The 19,919-nt window shown below is 62.1% G+C and carries 24 protein-coding genes and 1 tRNA gene; 8 read left to right on the forward strand and 17 right to left on the reverse strand.

Features of this window, described 5'->3' with window-relative positions; all coding sequences use genetic code 11:
* Nucleotides 1-13 precede the first annotated feature (13 nt).
* The 8 genes from rpsC to rpsJ all read right to left on the reverse strand — a co-directional run bounded on the left by rpsC (nt 14) and on the right by rpsJ (nt 4,498).
* Nucleotides 14-721, reverse strand: a complete 708-nt coding sequence (rpsC, locus tag ASE69_RS12355) for a 30S ribosomal protein S3 (RefSeq protein WP_055872646.1) — start codon at nt 719-721, stop codon at nt 14-16.
* The gene (gene rplV, locus ASE69_RS12360; protein WP_056047621.1) at nt 721-1,098 is read right to left on the reverse strand and encodes a 50S ribosomal protein L22; all 378 of its coding nucleotides are present in this window, start codon (nt 1,096-1,098) and stop codon (nt 721-723) included. Before rplV ends, rpsC begins: the two co-directional genes overlap by 1 nt.
* Entirely contained in the window at nt 1,098-1,373 is a 276-nt protein-coding gene (rpsS, locus tag ASE69_RS12365) for a 30S ribosomal protein S19 (RefSeq protein WP_031393761.1), read from the reverse strand. Before rpsS ends, rplV begins: the two co-directional genes overlap by 1 nt.
* 1 nt (nt 1,374) lies before the next feature.
* Entirely contained in the window at nt 1,375-2,214 is an 840-nt protein-coding gene (gene rplB, locus ASE69_RS12370; RefSeq protein WP_055872649.1) for a 50S ribosomal protein L2, read from the reverse strand.
* Nucleotides 2,215-2,218: 4 nt separating this feature from the next.
* On the reverse strand, nt 2,219-2,533 hold the full coding sequence (locus ASE69_RS12375; protein WP_056047618.1) for a 50S ribosomal protein L23: 315 nt from the start codon (nt 2,531-2,533) through the stop codon (nt 2,219-2,221).
* On the reverse strand, nt 2,526-3,152 hold the full coding sequence (rplD, locus tag ASE69_RS12380; RefSeq protein ID WP_056486878.1) for a 50S ribosomal protein L4: 627 nt from the start codon (nt 3,150-3,152) through the stop codon (nt 2,526-2,528). The genes ASE69_RS12375 and rplD overlap by 8 nt, the downstream gene beginning before the upstream one ends.
* A 2-nt stretch (nt 3,153-3,154) precedes the next feature.
* Nucleotides 3,155-3,901 (reverse strand): 50S ribosomal protein L3, encoded by a 747-nt coding sequence (gene rplC / locus ASE69_RS12385; RefSeq protein ID WP_056060507.1) that lies wholly within the window; start codon nt 3,899-3,901, stop codon nt 3,155-3,157.
* Between the two features lie 288 nt (nt 3,902-4,189).
* Complete coding sequence (gene rpsJ / locus ASE69_RS12390; protein WP_007406109.1) at nt 4,190-4,498, reverse strand: 30S ribosomal protein S10; 309 nt, start codon at nt 4,496-4,498, stop codon at nt 4,190-4,192.
* Nucleotides 4,499-4,798: 300 nt separating this feature from the next.
* Between rpsJ and ASE69_RS12395 the strand changes: the two genes are divergently transcribed.
* Nucleotides 4,799-5,173 carry an endonuclease domain-containing protein gene (locus ASE69_RS12395; RefSeq protein ID WP_056487100.1) on the forward strand — a complete coding sequence of 125 codons (375 nt, stop codon included), beginning with the start codon at nt 4,799-4,801 and terminating at the stop codon, nt 5,171-5,173.
* An 88-nt stretch (nt 5,174-5,261) separates the two neighbouring features.
* Here ASE69_RS12395 and ASE69_RS22120 read toward each other — a convergent pair whose 3' ends face one another.
* From ASE69_RS22120 to ASE69_RS12420, 6 genes are all read right to left on the reverse strand, one after another.
* A complete protein-coding gene (locus tag ASE69_RS22120) occupies nt 5,262-5,648 on the reverse strand; it encodes a hypothetical protein (protein WP_156362311.1) in 387 nt (128 codons plus the stop codon).
* A 164-nt stretch (nt 5,649-5,812) separates the two neighbouring features.
* Complete coding sequence (gene tuf, locus ASE69_RS12400; RefSeq protein ID WP_031393767.1) at nt 5,813-7,006, reverse strand: elongation factor Tu; 1,194 nt, start codon at nt 7,004-7,006, stop codon at nt 5,813-5,815.
* A 214-nt stretch (nt 7,007-7,220) separates the two neighbouring features.
* Entirely contained in the window at nt 7,221-9,317 is a 2,097-nt protein-coding gene (fusA, locus tag ASE69_RS12405) for an elongation factor G (RefSeq protein WP_056486881.1), read from the reverse strand.
* A 147-nt stretch (nt 9,318-9,464) separates the two neighbouring features.
* Nucleotides 9,465-9,935 carry a 30S ribosomal protein S7 gene (gene rpsG / locus ASE69_RS12410; protein WP_031393769.1) on the reverse strand — a complete coding sequence of 157 codons (471 nt, stop codon included), beginning with the start codon at nt 9,933-9,935 and terminating at the stop codon, nt 9,465-9,467.
* A gap of 134 nt (nt 9,936-10,069) precedes the next feature.
* A complete protein-coding gene (gene rpsL, locus ASE69_RS12415) occupies nt 10,070-10,441 on the reverse strand; it encodes a 30S ribosomal protein S12 (protein WP_010164594.1) in 372 nt (123 codons plus the stop codon).
* Nucleotides 10,442-10,852: 411 nt separating this feature from the next.
* Complete coding sequence (locus ASE69_RS12420) at nt 10,853-11,866, reverse strand: alpha/beta fold hydrolase (protein WP_156362312.1); 1,014 nt, start codon at nt 11,864-11,866, stop codon at nt 10,853-10,855.
* Between the two features lie 166 nt (nt 11,867-12,032).
* Between ASE69_RS12420 and ASE69_RS12425 the strand changes: the two genes are divergently transcribed.
* The 3 genes from ASE69_RS12425 (at nt 12,033) to nusG (ending at nt 13,396) form a co-directional block, all read left to right on the forward strand.
* Nucleotides 12,033-12,109, forward strand: a tRNA-Trp gene (locus tag ASE69_RS12425).
* Between the two features lie 539 nt (nt 12,110-12,648).
* Entirely contained in the window at nt 12,649-12,846 is a 198-nt protein-coding gene (gene secE, locus ASE69_RS12430; protein WP_056486886.1) for a preprotein translocase subunit SecE, read from the forward strand.
* A gap of 13 nt (nt 12,847-12,859) precedes the next feature.
* Entirely contained in the window at nt 12,860-13,396 is a 537-nt protein-coding gene (nusG, locus tag ASE69_RS12435; RefSeq protein WP_055872668.1) for a transcription termination/antitermination protein NusG, read from the forward strand.
* Nucleotides 13,397-13,657: 261 nt separating this feature from the next.
* Here the strand turns inward: nusG and ASE69_RS12440 are convergent, their stop codons facing one another.
* Genes ASE69_RS12440 through ASE69_RS12450 form a run of 3 tightly spaced genes read right to left on the reverse strand, consistent with a single transcriptional unit; the run spans nt 13,658 to nt 16,186 of the window.
* On the reverse strand, nt 13,658-14,251 hold the full coding sequence (locus tag ASE69_RS12440) for a hypothetical protein (RefSeq protein WP_056486889.1): 594 nt from the start codon (nt 14,249-14,251) through the stop codon (nt 13,658-13,660).
* An 11-nt stretch (nt 14,252-14,262) separates the two neighbouring features.
* Nucleotides 14,263-15,420: a M48 family metallopeptidase gene (locus ASE69_RS12445; RefSeq protein WP_056486892.1), complete on the reverse strand. Its 1,158-nt coding sequence runs from the start codon at nt 15,418-15,420 to the stop codon at nt 14,263-14,265.
* Nucleotide 15,421: 1 nt separating this feature from the next.
* Nucleotides 15,422-16,186: a hypothetical protein gene (locus ASE69_RS12450; protein ID WP_235518604.1), complete on the reverse strand. Its 765-nt coding sequence runs from the start codon at nt 16,184-16,186 to the stop codon at nt 15,422-15,424.
* A 676-nt stretch (nt 16,187-16,862) separates the two neighbouring features.
* On the opposite strand from ASE69_RS12450, the gene ASE69_RS12455 reads away from it, so the two are divergent.
* The 4 genes from ASE69_RS12455 to rplA all read left to right on the forward strand — a co-directional run bounded on the left by ASE69_RS12455 (nt 16,863) and on the right by rplA (nt 19,569).
* The gene (locus ASE69_RS12455; protein ID WP_162236882.1) at nt 16,863-17,990 is read left to right on the forward strand and encodes an EAL domain-containing protein; all 1,128 of its coding nucleotides are present in this window, start codon (nt 16,863-16,865) and stop codon (nt 17,988-17,990) included.
* Nucleotides 17,980-18,264, forward strand: coding sequence for a hypothetical protein (locus ASE69_RS12460; protein ID WP_056486898.1), 285 nt, complete (start codon nt 17,980-17,982; stop codon nt 18,262-18,264). Before ASE69_RS12455 ends, ASE69_RS12460 begins: the two co-directional genes overlap by 11 nt.
* A gap of 176 nt (nt 18,265-18,440) precedes the next feature.
* The gene (rplK, locus tag ASE69_RS12465; RefSeq protein ID WP_056047586.1) at nt 18,441-18,872 is read left to right on the forward strand and encodes a 50S ribosomal protein L11; all 432 of its coding nucleotides are present in this window, start codon (nt 18,441-18,443) and stop codon (nt 18,870-18,872) included.
* A gap of 4 nt (nt 18,873-18,876) precedes the next feature.
* Nucleotides 18,877-19,569 carry a 50S ribosomal protein L1 gene (gene rplA, locus ASE69_RS12470; protein ID WP_056047582.1) on the forward strand — a complete coding sequence of 231 codons (693 nt, stop codon included), beginning with the start codon at nt 18,877-18,879 and terminating at the stop codon, nt 19,567-19,569.
* Nucleotides 19,570-19,919: the final 350 nt, after the last annotated feature.

Here is a 19,919-nt window from a genome sequence, read left to right on the forward strand (position 1 = left end):
CTGTTCCTGCCCCTTAGCGACGATCGTCGCGCTGCGGCCGCACGCCGGAGGTCTGAGCCTCCATCATGATGCGGTCGTACGACGTCGGATCGTTGCCGAGAATCTCGCCCTTGAAGACCCAGACCTTCACGCCGCAAACGCCATAAGACGTGTGCGCCGTAGCCTCGGCATAATCGATGTTCGCGCGCAGCGTGTGCAACGGAACCCGACCCTCACGATAGCTCTCCGACCGTGCGATCTCGGCGCCGCCAAGACGGCCACCGCAGTTCACCCGGATGCCCTCGGCACCGAGACGCATCGCCGACTGGACCGCACGCTTCATGGCGCGACGGAAGGCAATACGACGCTCGAGCTGATCGGCGATGCCCTGCGCGACGAGACGCGCATCGACTTCCGGCTTGCGGATCTCGACGATGTTCAGCGACACGGTCGACGACGTCATCTTGCCGATCGTCGAACGCAGCTTCTCGATGTCCGCACCCTTCTTGCCGATGATCACGCCGGGGCGTGCAGCGAAGATGGAGATACGGGCCAGCTTGGCCGGACGCTCGATGACCACCTTGGAGATCGCAGCCTGCGGCAGCGTCTTCATGATGAATGCGCGGATCTTGAGATCCTCGAGCAGGAGCCGACCATAGTCGGCGCCTTCGGCGTACCAGCGGCTATCCCAGGTACGGTTGATCTGCAGACGCAGACCGATGGGGTTGCTCTTCTGACCCATTATGCTTCTTCCTGCTCGCGCACGACGATGCGCAGACGGCTGAATGGCTTGAGAATGCGGGTCGACTTGCCGCGGCCGCGGGTAGCGAAGCGCTTCATCGTGATCGACTTGCCGACCGAAGCCTCGGCGACGACGAGGGCGTCGACGTCGAGGTTATGGTTGTTCTCGGCGTTGGCGATGGCCGAGGCCAGCACCTTGCGCGCTTCGATCGCCATGCCCTTGGTCGAGAAGGCGAGGATGTTCATCGCATCGCCGACCTTCTTGCCACGGATCAGCGCAGCCACGAGGCCGAGCTTCTGCGCGGAACCACGGATCTGCGTACCGACCGAAAGCGCCTCGTTGTCCGCGACCTTGCGCGGGCTGACTTGCTTAGACATCAGCGCTTGCCCTTCTTGTCGGCGGAGTGGCCAGGGAAGTAGCGCGTGGGCGCGAACTCACCGAGCTTCATGCCGACCATGTCTTCGTTGACCGAGACGGGCACGAACTTGCGGCCATTATAGACGTTGAACGTGAGACCCACGAACGACGGCAGGATCGTCGAGCGACGCGACCAGGTCTTGATCGGCGAACGCGCGTTGGTGTCCTGGGCGGTTTCTGCCTTCTTGAGCAGATGAAGGTCCACGAAGGGGCCCTTCCAGACTGAACGAGCCATGTTAGCCCTTCCTCTTCGTCGAATGACGCGACCGGATGATCATCTTGTCGGTCGACTTGTTATGACGCGTGCGCGCACCCTTCGTCGGCTTGCCCCAAGGCGTAACCGGATGACGGCCACCCGAGGTACGGCCTTCACCACCGCCGTGCGGATGGTCGACCGGGTTCTTGGCGACGCCGCGCGTCAGAGGACGGATACCCATCCAGCGCGAACGCCCTGCCTTGCCCAGGTTCTGGTTCTGGTTGTCGGGGTTCGAGACCGCGCCAACCGTCGCCATGCAATCGCTGCGGATGTAGCGCTGCTCGCCCGAGTTCAGGCGGACCATCACCATGCCCTTGTCGCGACCGACGACCTGCACGTACGTGCCGGCCGAACGGGCGATCTGACCACCCTTCATCGGCTTCATCTCCACGTTGTGGACGATGGTGCCGACCGGCATCTGACCGAGTTCCATGGCATTGCCTGGCTTCACGTCGGTCTTCTTGGCCGCGAGGACCTTGTCGCCGACGGCCAGACGCTGTGGCGCCAGGATGTAGGCGAGCTCCTCGTCCGGGTACTTGACCAGGGCGATGAACGCGGTGCGGTTGGGATCATACTCGATCCGCTCGACAGTGCCTTCGACGTCCCACTTGCGACGCTTGAAGTCGATGTAGCGGTACTTCTGCTTGTGACCGCCGGCGATGCCGCGCGAGGTCACATGGCCCTTGTTGTTACGACCGCCGGTCTTGTGCTTACCTTCGGTCAGCGCCTTGACGGGGCGACCCTTCCAGAGCGACGACTTGTCGACCAGGATGAGACCGCGGCGTGCCGGCGATGTCGGATTATAATGCTTGAGTGCCATGGCCTCAGATCCCCGTCGTCACGTCGATGGACTGACCGTCCTTCAACGTCACGATTGCCTTTTTCATGTCGGAGCGCGAGTAGTTCGTGCCCTTCCACTTCTTGGTCTTGCCCTTCTGGACGAGCGTGTTCACGCCGACGACGTTCACGTCGAACAGCGCCTCTACGGCCGCCTTGATCTCGGGCTTCGTGGCATCGTTCGATACCTTGAACACAACCGCGTTGAACTCCGACAGGGTCGTCGTCTTCTCGGTGATGTGCGGGGCGAGGATAACGTCGTAATGACGATTATCGATGCCCGCCTTCTGCTTCTTAGCCATGGAAGCGCGCCTCCAGCTTTTCGACAGCGGCGCGCGTCAGCACCAGCGTGTCATGCTTCAGGATGTCGTAAACGTTCGCGCCGGCAGCCGGCATCACGTTCACTTCGTACAGGTTGCCCGCAGCGAATGCGAAGCTGGTGTCGACCATGTCGCCGTCGATGACGAGCGCACGCTTGCCGAAGCCGAGCTTTGCGAGATCGCCCTGCAGCGTCTTGGTCTTGCCACCCTCGACAGCCAGGCTGTCCATGATGACCAGCGAACCCGCCTTCGCGTGGCTGCTGAGAGCCATCCGCAGGCCGAGCGAGCGAACCTTCTTGTTCAGCGACGGGTTGAAGTCACGGACGCGTGCGCCGTGAGCCTTACCACCACCGATGAACACAGGTGCGCGACGATCGCCGTGACGAGCCGTACCGCCGCCCTTCTGGCGACCGAACTTCTTGCCGGTGCGTGCGACGTCTGCGCGCTCACGGGTGCCGCGAGCCGTCTCGCGACGCTTCTCGAGCTGCCAGGTGACGACACGGTGCAGGATGTCGGCGCGCGGATCGAGGCCGAAGACCTCGTCGTTGAGCTCGATGTCCGCCTGGTCGGTACCGGCGAAAGATGAAATCTTGATCTTCACGCTCAGCCCTCCTGGCCGTCGGCTGCAGGTGCGTCGGTCGTTTCGGCCGGCGTGTCTGCTGCGGTGTTGCTGTTTGCGGTCTTGAGACCAGCGGGGAACGGTGCGTCGGCGTGGCGCGCGACCTTCACCGAGTCCTTGACGAAGAGCCAGCCGCCCTTGGAGCCAGGAACCGAACCCTTGACGAACAGGAGACCACGCTCGACGTCCGTCGATACGATCTCGAGGTTCTGCTGGGTGCGATACTTGTCGCCCATGTGGCCGGCCATCTTCTTGTTCTTGAAGACCTTGCCCGGATCCTGGCGCTGACCGGTCGAACCGAGCGAACGGTGCGAGACCGACACGCCGTGGGTTGCCCGCAGACCGCCGAAGCCCCAACGCTTCATGCCGCCCTGGAAGCCCTTACCCTGGGTCTTGCCCTGGATATCGACGATTTGGCCTGCAACGTAGTGGTCGGCCGAGATCTCGGCGCCGACGTCGAGCAGGCCGTCTGCGTTCACGCGGAACTCATGGACGACAGCCTTGGGCTCCACTTCGGCCTTGCCGAAATGGCCGCGCTGCGGCTTTGCGACATTCTTCGACTTGGCGACACCTGCACCAAGCTGGACGGCAGTGTAGCCGTCACGATCCATTTCGCGAACGGAAACGACCTGATTGCCTTCGAGTGCCAGAACGGTGACCGGCACGTGCCGACCATCTTCCTGGAACAGGCGGGTCATCCCCATCTTCTTCGCGATCACGCCAGTACGCATGATCTTGTCCCTTCCTAGACAGAGGCCCCGTCGGACTATTCCTCGGGGGCTTGCGGACCATGTCCGGAGCGAACTCCATGATGCGTCCACCTGACCCCATTCCCGGCAAAAGCCCTGAATGGAGTCGGTTCAACCCGGTAAATACGAAACGTGCCCCCGTCCCGGGCTGGTGCTTCCGCGAATACGGAAGCGTGACGGGGGACGCTGCCCCGTCGGTTTTCACCGACGGCGGTATCCCAATGTCGAACGGCGCGGGACCGTTACCGGTCGACCGCGCCGCGCCAGCCCTTAGGCGAGCTTGATCTCGACGTCAACGCCAGCGGCGAGGTCCAGCTTCATCAGCGCATCGACCGTCTGCGGCGTCGGCTGGACGATATCCAGCATACGCTTGTACGTGCGTACCTCGAACTGCTCGCGCGACTTCTTATCGATGTGCGGGCCGCGGTTGACGGTGAACTTTTCGATGCGCGTCGGAAGGGGAATCGGACCGCGGATGAGCGCGCCGGTGCGGCGTGCGGTGTCGGCGATGTCGCCAGTGGCCTGATCGAGCACACGGTGATCGAACGCCTTCAGACGAATGCGGATATTGCTGTCCATAGTCCCTACCGATGCGAAAGAGCGGGCCCGTTTCCGGGCTCTTGCTGGTTGATGTTTAAACCGAAGGCGGGCCATTACGGGAGAGTCGGTTGAAATGCAACTGGCGGTTGAGGGTTTTCCAGGCGAAGGCACTATCGAAATGCGCCCTGTCCTCCCCCTCCGTCACCTTCGGCGCCACCTCCCCCTTGCGGGGGAGGATTGAAGATATCGACACGCTGCCGCTAAGGTCGCCCCCGCTACTTGATCCTCCCCCGCCAGGGGGAGGTGGCACGCGAAGCGTGGCGGAGGGGGAGGCAGGCGATGCGGCTCGAAGGATCCCTACAAGGTCACACCAATGCCAAGCGTCTGCGAAAACAAATGACCCCGCCGGAGATAGCCCTCTGGCTAGCGCTGCGAGCTAACGAAGAAGGCCTACGCTTCCGAAAGCAACACGCAGCAGGTCCCTACATCCTGGACTTCTACTGCGCACCAGCCCGACTCGCCATCGAAGTAGACGGCGAAGCCCACAACCACGGCAACCGCCCCCAACGAGACGCCACCCGCGACGCCTGGCTAGTCGCCCAGAACATCCGGACCCTCCACTACCCGGCCCGAGAAATGCTGGCCAACCTCGACGACGTCGTCCGCCAGATCACGTCCGTCGCACTCCAACGCCGAACCTCCATCGAGAGCTAATCGCCCCCTCCCCCTCCGACGCCTCCGGCGCCACCTCCCCCTAGCGGGGGAGGATTGAGTTGGAAGCTGAATGGCCGGGTTGGAGAAATTAGCGGAGGTTACGGCGTACGAAAGTGTAGGATGGTGCGTTGCTTCGATCCATCACCTCAATGCTGGACGGATCGCGCTCCCGATCAAGTCGTAGCTTGAGCGGATATGCACTGCGATCGATATCGAGCCGGTTGCTGGCGACGCTTACAAGGGCTTTTGGCAGGACGTAAACGCCGCCCTTATCCCGCTCGATAACATAGGACACAGCTTCGTTCCCGCCCCGCAATTCCCCACCTTGCAGGGCCAAAACGCCACAGCAGGGATTGTAATAAATCCCATCTGCACTGATTGCAGGCAATCGTGATTCATCAGTCGAGAGAATGATGATCCACGCAGCTACGATGACAAGCACCAGCGCGATCGATAGCGATTTGCGAGTTGCCATAGGCCCTCATACCAAAGTGGGGATGTCCGTCATTGGGCGGAAGCGGACCACGTCGATCACGCTGCCGAGCCACTTTGCGTCCCACCTAATCAAAACACGAAAAAGCCCGGCCTCTCTCGCGAGAAGCCGGGCTCTTTTCGATCACCTCCCGAAGGAGAGGATGCTTACTTGTCGATCTGGCTGACGACGCCTGCACCGACGGTACGGCCGCCTTCGCGGATCGTGAAGCGCTGGCCCACGTCCATAGCGATCGGTGCGATCAGCTTGATGCCGAGCGACACGTTGTCGCCTGGCATGACCATCTCGGTGCCCTCAGGCAGCTCGACGGTGCCGGTCACGTCCGTCGTACGGAAGTAGAACTGCGGGCGGTAGTTGGCGAAGAACGGCGTGTGACGGCCACCCTCTTCCTTCGACAGCACGTACACTTCCGAGTTGAAGTCGGTGTGCGGCTTGATCGTGCCTGGCTTGCAGAGCACCTGGCCACGCTCGACTTCGTCGCGTGCGACGCCGCGGATCAGTGCGCCGACGTTATCGCCAGCCTGGCCCTGGTCGAGCAGCTTGCGGAACATCTCGACGCCCGTGACCGTGGTCTTGCGGACGGTCGGGTGAATGCCGACGATCTCGACTTCCTCGCCAACCTTGACGATGCCGGTCTCGACGCGGCCGGTGACAACCGTACCACGACCCGAGATCGAGAACACGTCCTCGATCGGCATCATGAACGGCTTGTCGAGCGGACGCTCGGGCTGCGGGATGTAGTCGTCGACAGCCTGCATCAGCTCGGTGACGGCGTCGGCACCCAGCTTCTGGTTCGAACCCGACAGTGCGCAGGTAGCCGAACCCTTGATGACGGGGATATCGTCGCCCGGGAAGTCGTACGAGCTGAGCAGCTCGCGGATTTCCATCTCGACCAGCTCGAGGATTTCCTCGTCGTCGACCAGATCGACCTTGTTCATGAACACGACCATCGCAGGCACGCCGACCTGGCGTGCGAGCAGGATGTGCTCACGGGTCTGTGGCATCGGGCCATCGGTCGCCGAAACGACGAGGATCGCGCCGTCCATCTGGGCTGCGCCGGTGATCATGTTCTTCACATAATCGGCGTGGCCCGGGCAATCGACGTGCGCATAGTGACGGTTGGCCGTCTCGTACTCGACGTGTGCGGTCGAGATCGTGATGCCGCGCTCGCGCTCCTCGGGAGCCTTGTCGATGTTGGCGAAGTCGACGGCGGTACCGCCGGTCGTCTCTGCCAGAACCTTCGTGATCGCAGCGGTGAGCGACGTCTTGCCATGATCGACGTGACCGATGGTGCCGATGTTGAGATGCGGCTTGTTCCGCTCAAATTTTGCCTTGGCCATTGTTTCCTACCTTCTGATTCGTATTCCGGTGCCACCCCGGGAACCGCGCGAACGCGGCCCAATAGCGGCTGTTAAAGCGTTGCGCCAGCCCCTGCCTTGCGAAGGGGGCCGACACGGAAGTGAATTCCGTGTCGTCGGTCTTCGGGCGAGCCCGAGGCCGGCCGGCCTTTCTGCGTCTCCGAGCCAGGAAAGCCTGGCTCGGTGCGCCTCGGGCTTACGCCAGCTTAGCCTTCACCTCGTCAGCAACGTTCTGCGGCACTTCGTCATAGTGCGAGAACTGCATCGAGTACTGCGCGCGGCCCTGCGTGAACGAACGGAGCGAGTTCACGTAGCCGAACATGTTCGCCAACGGGACCATCGCCTCGACCGTCTGAGCGTTGCCGCGGCTATCGGTGCCCTGGATCTGGCCACGACGGCTGTTCATGTCGCCGATGACGTCGCCCAGATAATCCTCCGGGGTGACGACCTCGACCTTCATGACCGGCTCTAGCAGCGTGATGCCCGACTTCTGTGCAACTTCGCGCATCGCGCCACGTGCACAGATTTCGAACGCCAGAGCCGACGAGTCGACGTCGTGATACGCGCCGTCATACAGCACGATCTCGAAATCGATGATCGGGAAGCCGACCAGCGAACCCGAAGCAGCGGTTTCGCGGAAGCCCTTCTCGATCGCGGGCAGATATTCCTTCGGAATGTTGCCGCCCTTGATCTCGTCCTTGAACGTGATGCCCGAACCGCGCTCGCCCGGCGTGACCTTGACCTTCACGCGACCAAACTGGCCGGTACCACCCGACTGCTTCTTGTGCGTGTAATCGACGTCGACCGGCTTCTTCAGATACTCGCGGTATGCGACCTGAGGAGCGCCGACATTCGCCTCGACCTTGAACTCACGCTTCATACGATCGACCAAGATCTCAAGATGGAGCTCGCCCATGCCCTTGATGATGGTCTGACCCGACTCGGGGTCCGAAGAAACGCGGAACGAAGGATCCTCGCGGGCGAGACGATTGAGCGCGACGCCCATCTTCTCCTGGTCGGCCTTGGTCTTCGGCTCCACCGAAAGCTCGATCACGGGCTCGGGGAATTCCATCCGCTCGAGAATGATCGGTGCGTTCATCGCGCAGAGCGTGTCACCGGTCGTGGTATCCTTGAGACCCGCGAGCGCGACGATGTCGCCAGCGAATGCCTCCTGGATGTCCTCACGGCTGTTCGCATGCATCAACAGCATGCGACCGACCTTTTCCTTCTTGTCCTTGACCGAGTTGGTGACCTGCGATGCGGTCTCCAGCTTGCCCGAGTAGATGCGGGCGAAGGTCAGCGTGCCGACGAACGGATCGTTCATGATCTTGAACGCGAGTGCCGAGAACGGCACCTCGTCCGACGAAGGACGCTCGTCCGGCGTCACGCCGTCGAGCTTCAGACCCTGGATCGCGGGAACGTCGAGCGGCGAAGGCAGATAGTCGACGACGGCGTCGAGCAGGGGCTGAACGCCCTTGTTCTTGAACGCCGAACCGCAAACGACGGGGACGAACGCCATGCTCAGCGTACCCTTGCGGATCAGCTTCTTGAGGTCGGCGACGCTCGGCTCGTTACCTTCGAGATAGGCCTCCATGAGGGCGTCGTCCTGCTCGACGGCCATCTCGATCAACTCGCTGCGATACTTCGCGGCCTTCTCGACCAGATCCTCAGGGATCTCGGCATATTCGAACTTCGCACCAAGCGACTCTTCGAGCCAGATGATCGCGCGGTTCTCGACGAGATCGACCAGGCCCTTGAAGCCGCCTTCCATGCCGATCGGAAGATACAGCACGGCCGGACGCGCGCCGAGACGCTCGATGATCGAGTTCACGCAGAAGTAAAAATCGGCGCCGGTGCGGTCGAGCTTGTTGACGAAGCACATGCGCGGCACGCCGTACTTGTCGGCCTGACGCCACACGGTCTCGGACTGCGGCTCGACGCCGGCAACGCCATCGAAGCATGCGACTGCGCCATCGAGCACGCGGAGCGAACGCTCGACTTCGATCGTGAAGTCGACGTGGCCAGGCGTATCGATGATGTTGATAAGGTGCTCTTCGCCCTTACCTTCTTCGGCGCGCCACTTGCAGGTGGTCGCAGCCGACGTGATCGTGATCCCGCGCTCCTGCTCCTGCTCCATCCAATCCATCGTCGCGGTGCCTTCGTGCACTTCGCCGATCTTGTAGGACTTGCCGGTGTAATAGAGAATGCGCTCGGTCGTCGTCGTCTTACCGGCGTCGATGTGCGCCATGATGCCGATGTTGCGGTAACGGTCGAGCGGATGGCTGCGGGCCATGATCGTGCTTCCTTAAGGATATGGGGAGCCGAACGTGCCGGCTCCCCAATATATAGGTGTTTGCATGACAGGCGAAAGACCGCCCGTCACACGGATAGCAATGCTAGGCTTCAAAGCCCGCTGTTACCAGCGGCAGGAAGCCCGATGTTACCAGCGGTAGTGCGAGAATGCACGGTTGGCTTCCGCCATCCGGTGCGTATCTTCACGCTTCTTGACCGCGTTGCCACGGTTGTTGGCGGCATCCATCAGCTCACCCGACAGCCGTGCGGCCATCGTGTTCTCGCTGCGCGAACGCGCCGCACCGATCAGCCAGCGAATCGCCAGCGCCTGTGCACGCTCGGGACGAACCTCGACCGGCACCTGGTACGTTGCACCACCGACGCGGCGCGAACGGACTTCGATGCCCGGCTTCACGTTGTTCAGCGCATCGTGGAAAACGCCGATCGGATCGCGCTTGGCGCGGCTCTCGACGGTTTCGAATGCACCGTACACGATCAGCTCTGCGACGGACTTCTTGCCGTCCAGCATGACGCTGTTCATGAACTTCGACAGAACCTCATCCCCGAACTTGGGATCAGGCAGGATGACCCGCTTTTCGGGACGACGACGACGTGCCATTTCAATTTCCTTGTAGACTTCAGCCGGTTCCGGAACACGTCCGGGGCTTACTAAGCTTCGTAACTTCCGAGGCGTGGATCCCGGATAAGATCGCCTAAAGCGATCTTTCCGGGATGATCATGCCCCCGGCATGATCACTTCGGACGCTTGGCGCCGTACTTGGAACGCGACTGACGCCGGTCCTTCACACCCTGTGTATCGAGCACGCCGCGCAGGACGTGATAGCGAACACCGGGAAGATCGCGGACACGACCGCCACGGATCAGGACAACCGAATGCTCCTGAAGATTGTGGCCCTCGCCCGGGATGTAGCTGATGACTTCGCGCTGGTTGGTCAGGCGAACCTTGGCCACCTTGCGCAGAGCCGAGTTCGGCTTCTTCGGGGTCGTCGTGTAGACGCGCGTGCAAACGCCACGCTTCTGCGGATTTGCTTCCATCGCAGGGACCTTCGACTTGGCCTTCTGCGGATCGCGGCCCTTGCGGACCAGCTGGTTGATCGTCGGCATTGAAGCCTTCACCTTTCAAGTGGTTACTTTGCTGGAGCCATGAGGCGCCTGAGAATACAAAAAGGACCATAGGAACGCGGGAGCGCCCCTCAGGTCCTGGAATGCATCCAGCAATGTTCAAGCATGCCCGGCGGGAAACACTCCCGAAGAACAGGCCGCGCCTATAGGTCAGGACGGGGGTGAGGTCAACGGGTTGGAATCGGATGGGGCTGGCGAAGGATTGGCTTCGTGGGCAGAGACAATGGCTCACGCGAATCCGACGACGACACCTCTCTCATCCTCCCCTGCCAGGGGGAGGATGAGAGAGGTGTCGGAGGGGGAGGAACACGCCACGCCCGTTGCCCTTACCTCCCCTCCGTCTGGCAAGCGCCAGCCACCCCCCCATGGCGGGGGAGGATCGCGCGGCACCCTCTACCGCGATCGCGTCCCGAGCACCGCCAGTAGCGTCTTCTCGAATCGCGCAGGATCCTCGACCTGTGGCGAGTGGCCCAAGCCCTCCAGCATAACCAGGTTTGCATTCGGCATCTGCTTCACCGCCCGCGGCGCGACCATCGGCACCGGCTCGAGGAACTTGCGCAAGTTCGCCGGCGCCTGCGCCCGGCCAAACGCAGTCTTGTCGAGCGTACCGACGATCAGCGTCGTCGACGGCGTGATCCGGTACAGCTCATGCGCGACCGATTGCGTCTTGATCATCTCGCTGGTCTTGGCCTGCGCGAGCGCCACGGTGTCGCGCCCTGCCCCCTGGTACATGCCCGCCTGCATCCAGACCCAACGATCATAGGATGGCTTCCACACGCCGTGATAATAGTTCTCGAGCTGATATGCCTTGATCGACGCGTAGCTCGTCTTCCTCTCGTTCGCCCACAGCGTGTCGACGTCGGTATAGGGCACGCCCTCCTCGCCGCGATCCTTCAGGCCGAGCGGATTGACGAGCACCAGCTTCTCGACCGACGCCGGATAAAGAATGGCGTACCGCATCGCGAGCATCCCGCCCATCGAATGACCGACGAACGTGGCCCGCGTGATGCCGCGCGATTCGAGCAGCCGCTTGGTGAACGTCGCGAGCATCTCGAAGCTATACTGTGCCGCGCGCGGCTTGGACGATTTGCAGAAGCCGATCTGGTCGGGAACGATCACGCGGTAGCCGACCTCGCTCAGCGCCCGTGCGGTGCTGCCCCAGGTCGCGCCGCAGAAGTTCTTGCCGTGGAGCAGAACGACCGTGCGGCCGTTGGGACGCTGTGGCGCGATGTCCATGAACGCCATCTGCGCAGGGCTGCCGACGATATCGACTTCCATCGTCTGAACCGGCCACGGATAGGTGAAGCGTTCGAGCTGCGGCCCCAGATCCGGCACCTGCGGAACTGGCCCCGCCCCCATGACCAACGCCGCGACCGGCAGCGCCAGCATCATCAATCCCGCCTTCATAGTATACGCTTCCCACATCCAACGAGACGGCTTTAAGGTTAACGGGCAAATCATACATTGCGCAACGCATCATCCTTACGACGATAGTTGCGGGACGCTTACAGGACGAATTGCACGCGAGACGCTTGCCCTTCCCAAAAACGCTGGGTAAGGGGCGCGTCCGTGTAGGAGTGTAGCTCAGTTGGTTAGAGCGTCGGTCTCCAAAACCGAAGGCCCTCGGTTCGAATCCGAGCACTCCTGCCACCCCCTTTAAATTCCCGGCAAAAATCGCGGCGATTGCGCTCACCGCTCTCCCGCGTCCATCACGATTGCAGAAATTGCATTTCATAATGCAATTTTCGCAATTGATCTATGATGTGCTGCGATGCACAACGATCAGGCCTTTCAGGCATCCTCTCCTAAAAACTTTCACGGCCGGTCTTGTACCGGCCTTTTTTTTGGTCTCGATCGCGCGTACACCGTCCGTGCCGTCGTCAAGCCGAACGATAAATAGAAACCGTGGGAGCGGAGCCGCCGGTCAAACCGGCACCGGCAAGACGATCGTGCGGGGGATCGAGTGACCCAAGCGCTCTCCCCCGCCACTTCTCCCGGTCACCGCCGTGTCGCTTTCGATACGACGCCGACCCCTCTCCTGCCGCGCACTTGCTTTCACGACGGGTGGAAGCTATCTGCCGCGCTTCCGACAGCGAGGACGGACCTGCCGCCGCTGCCCTTCACAGGGAGCGGCTAGTGGGTCTATGCCTCGCATCTCAGTTTCTCAATAAGCGGGTGCGAAGAACATCGTGGCGAAAACGTCCCCACTCGAATTCATCCAGCAGGTCCGCAACGAGACCGCGAAGGTCACGTGGCCGACGCGTCGCGAGACGGTCATGACCGGCGTGATGGTGGTGATCATGACGACGATCCTCGCGGTCTTCTTCTTCGGCGTCGACTCGATCCTGCAAGCGATCGTTTCCCTGCTCCTCAAACTCGCTCAGTAAGCAAGGTTCCGTCATGGCGCGCTGGTACATCATTCACGCCTATTCGGGCTTCGAGGGCAAGGTCCGCGACTCGATCATGGCCGAGGCGACCCGGATGGGTCTCGAACAGCTCGTCGAGCAGATCGAAGTCCCGACCGAAACCACCACCGAGGCCCGTCGCGGCAAGAAGATCGCGGTCGAGCGCAAGTTCATGCCGGGCTACGTGCTCGCAAAGCTGAACATGAACGACGACGTGTATCACCTGGTGAAGAACACGCCGAAGGTCACCGGCTTCCTCGGCAGCATGGGCAAGCCGCAGGCGATCAGCGAGGCGGAAGCCACGCGGATGCTGAACAGCAAGGAAGAAGCCGCCGCTGCGCCCAAGCAGAAGGTCAAGGTCGACTACGAGATCGGCGACCAGGTCAAGGTCCTCGACGGCCCGTTCGCGACCTTCAACGGTTTGGTCGAAGAACTCGACTTCGACCGCAGCCGCGTCAAGGTTTCGGTGTCGATCTTCGGGCGTGCGACGCCTGTGGAGCTCGAGTTCGAGCAGGTCGAGCGTAGCAAGTAAGGCCAAGTCGCACGGGATCAGCGCTGGCTGATCCCGAGACGACGCCAGCCCGGCCGGCGGGCCAACGGCCCGGCCGACGACGCGGGATTTACTCCCGCGTCGCGTTACCGTTTAGTTCGTGCCGACACATAAGACTTGTTTCCCCGCGAAGGCGGGGATCCAGACTGGGCTCCCGCCTTCGCGGGAGAACAAGGCGGCCGTAGTGATTGTCCTAGACCGTGCCTATGTCCGGTCGGGACAACTGCGAACAGCTCGCGCGCCTCAAAACCGCACGCTATCCGCCACCGCCTGAGCCGCTGCCGCGCTACGGTCGTAGTAGTACAAACTCGGCGCCTCGTACGTCACCAGATACAGCTTCCCCCCGATCACCGCACCACGCGCTTCGCCACGGCGTTGCAACGTCTCGTTCTGTTTCGAGAAGGTGTAGGTGAACCGCACCCCCTTGTTGCCGGCGAACTCTATCGGCGCGATCGTGTCGATCGCCATCGACGATGCGTCGCGCGCGATCCGATAGCTGTTTTCCAGCAACACCGGGATATCGGTGATCAGCATCGTCGCCGAGACCTTAGGCAACGGCCTGTTCTTCTTGTCGACCTCGCGGAACAGCGGCCTGCCGGACTCGATGCCGCCATAGAAGCTGAGATCATTCAGTTCGTCGCCATCCTGCGTCCAGGTTTCGGCGGCGCGACCGGGGCGTTCGGAGAGCTTGTTCCATTCCGTGCCCGGCTGGACGGTCATCGCCGACTTGGCGACGGCGATGCGCTGCCCGGCGGGGATGAGCTTGTTGCCGGCCGCGACGGGGGCTGCGCACGCGAGCGTTGCGACCGCGGCGAGCAGGGCGAGTTTCTTGGACATGGTCGTCCTCCTTACGAGATCAGCGTGGCGATGAGCGCGGCGTCGGTCGCGGCCGGCTTGAGGCGGAGATACGTCGCGAGCGCGGCCTGGCCTTCGGGGACTTGCTGGCTGCGGAGCAGCGCCAGGCCCAGACCGCGATACGCCTCGGGCGGCGCGTCGCCCTTGCCGATCGCCTCCTGGTAGAATTGTGCAGCACTGACGAGGTCACGCGGATTGCCGCGCTCGCGGTACAGGTCGCCGCGGGCGCACAGCAGCGGCGTCGTCCAGCCGGTACCGTCCGCCAGATTGGCGAGCAGATACTCGCTACCGCCGAAATCGTTGAGCTTGATCTGGTCGTTGAGGAAGACCGGCAGCCATTTCGCCATCGCCGCTTGATGCGTGTCGACGACCGCGGGCTTGACGTCATGCGCCTCGATCGACGCAGCGCGCAGATACGTTGCACGCGCGAGATCGGTCGGATGGGTGGCGAAGACGCCCGCAACGTATTTGTGTTGCGCCCTGCCCCTGCGACCGATCGCGGTCGCATCGGCCTCGCCCATGACGTGCTCCCAGACGTCGGCGGCGGCCGAAGACGGGTATTGCGAACGTGCGAGATACTGGAAGCCGGTCATGTCGGCCTCGCGTTCCTGGTCGCGGCTAAAGGCGTACATCTGGCCCACCACGGAGTATTGGATGTTGGCGCTGTTGCGGATGAGGATCGACGCCCACGCCATGACGTCGGTGCCGGTGCGGTGGCTCTTGAAGTCCTTGAGCGAATGCCGGAGCTCGAAATGGCCGAACTCGTGGCCGAGGATCGCCCCCAGCTCGGCTTCGCTCCGGACACGAAGCAACAGTCCGGTCCAGACGACCATCGCGCCGTTGGGTGTCATGTATGCGTTGAACGCCGGCACCTCGTCGATATAGAGCCGGACCGATCGACACCGATCCTCGCCGACGGTCCGGCACAGCACGCCGCGGACATACGCGTTGAGCGCCGGATCCTTGATCAGCGACCGGGAGTCGCGCTGCACCCGCTCGCGTTCGTCCGCCTCCATCCATATCCCGCGCTCGTCGACCGTCGTCGGGGTATAAGCCTGCGTATAGGTCGGAAGCGGCGGGCGCTTGTCGGCTGCGAGCGCAGACGTACCGATCGCGGTCGCTAGCAGAAGGCCGACCATCGAAATCCGCATGTCAGTGCGCCGAAGCTATGGCGGGCGCAGCGGCAATCGGAGCTTCGATCGGTTTCCCCGGGAAGCCCTCGAGCAGCTGCCGCACGCGCTTGTCTGCGCCTTCGGCGTCACGAACATCGCCGCCCATCTGCATATCCGCGTTCAGCCAGACCAGTTCGCCGGTACGCAAGTCGACCAGCCCAGCGAATCCCTTGTGCACGCCCGCGGTGACGCCGACACGTGCCATCGCCGCAAAGACTTGCAGCATCTTCCGTCCGGTCGAGCCGAAATGATCCTCCGTCGTGATGAACAGTGCATAGTCCGCCTTGTCGAGCCCCGGCAGCGTGCGGACATCGGGGCCGAGCCCCCATTCGAACTGGTCCTTGCGCTTCTTGGTGGGCAGGCGGTTGCCCTTGAAGAACTGATACTCGATCACCGACGACGCGACCGCCCCGAACAGTTCCTGATACTCCGCGACCTTGGCCGAACCCGCACCGACCGGATCGACATAGCCGACGACGCTGTTGCCGAGACCGGTCTGCGCCTTGGCGAGCGCGGTGGCGATGTTCTCCTTCGCCTGATCCGTCCAGTCGGCGTTCGGCTCGTACATCCCGCCAGTCGACTGCGCACCGACCCGGATCGATGGCCGCATCAACACGATCCGCGCAGTACCGGGCGCCAGGACGAAACCAGGCTTCAGCCCAGTCTTCTCCTGCGCATACGCCGGCGCGATGGCCGAAACCGCAAGCATCAGCGCGACCAGCGTCGCCCGGCACAAAATGATCATACCCACCCCTGTTCCCGGATGCCCCCATCCGATTCAGGGCATATTAGAGCCGGAGCAGCTCATCGTCCGAGAATTATTTGGTTCAAAACGAGTGCTTTCCGACCTCCAAGGGCCGAACTCTTGCTCTGTGCATCATGGCCGGCTCGACCTGTTTACTCGGGCGGATAAAAATGTTCGCCTACCAGCCATATATGTCGCGTCGAAGAAGAGTACCGGATCGATACCTTTACTTGCGCCGCAATATCATTCGGCGAATCAAAATATATTTCACTCGCGAGGCGCAATAACTGTTGGTCGAACTGGCATAGATTTGTTCATTATCATCGGGTTGACCTGAATACCTCCTACGCCCGAAACGATACCGCATTTATTTTACGTTTGGTTAACCATAACTAGTTATATTGCGCTAACATTTGTAGGACATCCGCGTACAAGACGTTGCGTAGTTACCAATACGCCAAACGAATATGACGTCCGGCGTTATCGGTAAACTCTATGTACCCCATGACCAACTCGACACGCATGCAACCGTATTCAGCGATCCGCCTACAGGAAATGACTGATGCCCCTGACGACCACGGCCTTAAAGAAATCGCTCGAGCATGGCGATCACTTGCGTTCAGGGATTGCGACGGCTCGCCCGTCCCCGGATTCAAACGAAGCCGGTCATCGTATCTTGTTCCTCGACCTTGACAATGCAGCTGCCAACGGTGTTCGTCGTGAACTCGAAGAGATGGGCCACAAAACCGCCTGGATCGGCTTGGCCAGCGAAGAACGCGCCGGGCTGGCGTTTCAACCAGACCTCATCGTGATCAACCCCGATGCCTCGATCGGCAATCGTCACGCGTTCATCGCCTTGTTGGACAAAGAACAGTTTGCCGGGACACTGACGCTGTTGCGGCCCAGCGTGCGTTTCCGGGATGCGATTGCCCTGGCGGAACAGTCTGGGATCGATCACGTCGACTGGCTCGACGCGCCCTATACCGCGCAGGACATTGTCGACCGCCTGGCTCATATCGCCCGACAACCGCATGACGGAGACACCGGCGATCGTCATTTCCTGTCGTGGCTGATTCAGCAAGGCCGGTTGCTGCCCAATCTCACGCATGAATTCCATGAGAAACGCAGCCTGCACGACGACAGCATCGCCGGCTACGAAACACTCACGCGGTTGCGCAATCGACCGTCGCTCAACCCCGAGCACATCTTCGCACCGTCGACGATCCTCTCGCTGGAGGTCGCCGCGACGTCGCTTGCGGTGGAAGCGGCTGCACGACTGCTCGCGGCGCTGGAAGCCGAGGGCAGGCCAGTGCCTATCGCGGTGAACTGCAGCGCCGCCGTGCTCGCGCATCCGGATTTCCTCGCCGCGATGCCGATCCTGCTGCGACGCCACAACGTCGCCCCCGGCATGCTCGGGATCGAACTCACCGAGATCAGTTATTCAGGGCTCGACGGTCGCTTGCTGGAAAACATGCGCGAGCTTGGCACGATGGGCATACCCATCTCGCTCGACGATTTCGGCAAGGGCGCGACCAACTTCGATCGCATTTCCGACTTGCCTGTGTCCGAGGTCAAGATCGACCGGAAGATCTTCCAGAAATGCCGCAAGGGCGAGTTCCCGCCTTCGCTGCTGAAGGAAATCATCGATTATTGCCGGAGCCGGTCGATCGGAACGGTCATCGAGGGCATCGAGACCGCCGACGATCTCGTCCTGGCGAAATCGCTCGGTGCCGACTGCGGGCAAGGCTTTTACTGGGGAAAACCCGTGCCGATTGAATCGATCGTACTCCATCATGGTGCCTGACAACAGGTTCGGCCGCTTCATAGGCCGGACGTTCGACGAGGCTGAGCCCGTCGCCACGAACCCGGTCGAAGGTGAGCGGCCGTCGATGCGGCTCGAACTCCGCGAGGTCGAGGGGCTCGACCTTTCGCCACCCCTCGTGCTTGCAGGTGTCTGGGCCTGGCTGTTGTTTCACGAGGCTGGCGGGCTGATCAGCTATTCAGATGGATACGCCACGCGGTCGGCCTGTTACGCCGCAGCCAAGCAGATCGCCTGGCCAGTCGACGTCTTCGAATAAACCGCGGTCGATCGCGCAGCCTCCCCCACCTCCGCCTCCGCGCGACGACGCGAACGCCGGTTGCCGCGCCCTACGTTTTCGGCTATGCGCGCCGGCTTCCACCTTCACTGTTGGAATTGCGGGAGGTTGCCGAGAGGTAGCCGCCATCACCGCTAGGCTCACATAAAGAGAGTGACATGGCTAAAAAGATTACCGGATACATCAAGCTGCAGGTGCCTGCAGGCGAGGCAAAGCCTGCGCCGCCGATCGGGCCTGCGCTGGGTCAGCGCGGCGTGAACATCATGGAGTTCTGCAAGGCGTTCAACGCCGGCACGAGCGAACTGAAGAAGGGCATGCCGATCCCGACCGTCATCACGGTCTATGCGGATCGCTCGTTCTCGTTCGAGACCAAGACTCCGCCAGCATCGTACCTGATCAAGGAGGCCGCTGGTCTCAAGTCGGGCTCGAAGGAGCCGGGCAAGGTCGTCGCCGGCACGATCAAGCGCAGCCAGCTGAGCGAGATCGCCACGACGAAGATGAAGGACCTCAACGCCAACGATATCGACGCTGCGACGAAGATCATCGAAGGCAGCGCCCGCGCAATGGGCCTCGAAGTGGTGGAGGGCTGATATCATGGCTAAGCTGAGCAAGAAGCAGAAGGCCGTCACGGTCGACCTCGTCAAGCTGCACGGCATCGACGAGGCCATCGGTCTCGCACGGTCGGGCGCCACGTCGAAGTTCGACGAGACGATCGAAGTCGCGCTGAACCTGGGCGTGGATCCGCGTCACGCAGACCAGATGGTCCGCGGCGTCGTCACGCTGCCCAAGGGCACCGGCAAGACCGTCCGCGTCGGCGTGTTCGCCCGCGGCGCGAAGGCTGAGGAAGCCCTCGCAGCAGGCGCAGACGTCGTCGGCGCCGAAGACCTGATGGAAATCATCCAGGGTGGCACGATCGATTTCGATCGCTGCATCGCTACCCCGGACATGATGGGCATCGTCGGTCGCCTCGGTAAGGTGCTGGGTCCCAAGGGCCTGATGCCGAACCCGAAGCTCGGCACGGTGACGATGAACGTCGCCGCCGCGGTTCAGGCTGCCAAGGGCGGCCAGATCGAATACCGCGTCGAGAAGGCCGGCATCATCCACTCGGGCATCGGCAAGGCGTCGTTCCCGGCGGAAGACCTGCGCGCGAACTTCGACGCACTGGTCGACGCAGTGGTCAAGGCCAAGCCGACCGGCGCCAAGGGCAAGTACGTCCAGAAGGTCGCGATCTCGTCGACCATGGGTGCAGGCATCAAGGTCGACACGACCGAGGTTGCTGGCGCCTGAGCCGCACGTGGCTAGCGCAAGCTAGCCACGAGACGGCGAGCGCCCGGCCGGCGCGGGCAACCGCGACCGACGAGGACGGGATTTACTCCCGTCCTGCCGCTGAGAGACAGGAAAGGGCCGGGAGCGATCCCGGCCCTTTTTGCGTATTGGCGATACCGGTCGTTCGGCGAAGATCGCCCCTACCCCACTCCGTCATCCTGACGAAAGTCAGGATCCAGGGTTATGGACGTCGCCCCTCTGACTCTGGATCCTGTTGTTGCCCCCTAAAGGCCTGACAGGGCCTCGCAGGTTTGCGCGATGAACTCGCGGGGTGATCGATAGCGCAAAGCGCGGTGCGGATGCACCTCGTT

This window comes from Sphingomonas sp. Leaf208 (genome assembly GCF_001421415.1).
Lineage (GTDB): Bacteria > Pseudomonadota > Alphaproteobacteria > Sphingomonadales > Sphingomonadaceae > Sphingomonas.

Bases quoted from the DNA above. Each gene is read 5' to 3' on its own strand.
- rpsC (WP_055872646.1), bottom strand. From the start codon at position 721: ATGGGTCAGAAGAGCAACCCCATCGGTCTGCGTCTGCAGATCAACCGT.
- rplV (WP_056047621.1), bottom strand. From the start codon at position 1,098: ATGTCTAAGCAAGTCAGCCCGCGCAAGGTCGCGGACAACGAGGCGCTT.
- rpsS (WP_031393761.1), bottom strand. From the start codon at position 1,373: ATGGCTCGTTCAGTCTGGAAGGGCCCCTTCGTGGACCTTCATCTGCTC.
- rplB (WP_055872649.1), bottom strand. From the start codon at position 2,214: ATGGCACTCAAGCATTATAATCCGACATCGCCGGCACGCCGCGGTCTC.
- ASE69_RS12375 (WP_056047618.1), bottom strand. From the start codon at position 2,533: ATGGCTAAGAAGCAGAAGGCGGGCATCGATAATCGTCATTACGACGTT.
- rplC (WP_056060507.1), bottom strand. From the start codon at position 3,901: ATGCGTACTGGCGTGATCGCGAAGAAGATGGGGATGACCCGCCTGTTC.
- rpsJ (WP_007406109.1), bottom strand. From the start codon at position 4,498: ATGGACAGCAATATCCGCATTCGTCTGAAGGCGTTCGATCACCGTGTG.
- ASE69_RS12395 (WP_056487100.1), top strand. From the start codon at position 4,799: ATGCGGCTCGAAGGATCCCTACAAGGTCACACCAATGCCAAGCGTCTG.
- ASE69_RS22120 (WP_156362311.1), bottom strand. From the start codon at position 5,648: ATGGCAACTCGCAAATCGCTATCGATCGCGCTGGTGCTTGTCATCGTA.
- tuf (WP_031393767.1), bottom strand. From the start codon at position 7,006: ATGGCCAAGGCAAAATTTGAGCGGAACAAGCCGCATCTCAACATCGGC.
- fusA (WP_056486881.1), bottom strand. From the start codon at position 9,317: ATGGCCCGCAGCCATCCGCTCGACCGTTACCGCAACATCGGCATCATG.
- rpsG (WP_031393769.1), bottom strand. From the start codon at position 9,935: ATGGCACGTCGTCGTCGTCCCGAAAAGCGGGTCATCCTGCCTGATCCC.
- rpsL (WP_010164594.1), bottom strand. From the start codon at position 10,441: ATGCCGACGATCAACCAGCTGGTCCGCAAGGGCCGCGATCCGCAGAAG.
- ASE69_RS12420 (WP_156362312.1), bottom strand. From the start codon at position 11,866: ATGAAGGCGGGATTGATGATGCTGGCGCTGCCGGTCGCGGCGTTGGTC.
- nusG (WP_055872668.1), top strand. From the start codon at position 12,860: ATGGCGCGCTGGTACATCATTCACGCCTATTCGGGCTTCGAGGGCAAG.
- ASE69_RS12440 (WP_056486889.1), bottom strand. From the start codon at position 14,251: ATGTCCAAGAAACTCGCCCTGCTCGCCGCGGTCGCAACGCTCGCGTGC.
- ASE69_RS12445 (WP_056486892.1), bottom strand. From the start codon at position 15,420: ATGCGGATTTCGATGGTCGGCCTTCTGCTAGCGACCGCGATCGGTACG.
- ASE69_RS12450 (WP_235518604.1), bottom strand. From the start codon at position 16,186: ATGATCATTTTGTGCCGGGCGACGCTGGTCGCGCTGATGCTTGCGGTT.
- ASE69_RS12460 (WP_056486898.1), top strand. From the start codon at position 17,980: ATGGTGCCTGACAACAGGTTCGGCCGCTTCATAGGCCGGACGTTCGAC.
- rplK (WP_056047586.1), top strand. From the start codon at position 18,441: ATGGCTAAAAAGATTACCGGATACATCAAGCTGCAGGTGCCTGCAGGC.
- rplA (WP_056047582.1), top strand. From the start codon at position 18,877: ATGGCTAAGCTGAGCAAGAAGCAGAAGGCCGTCACGGTCGACCTCGTC.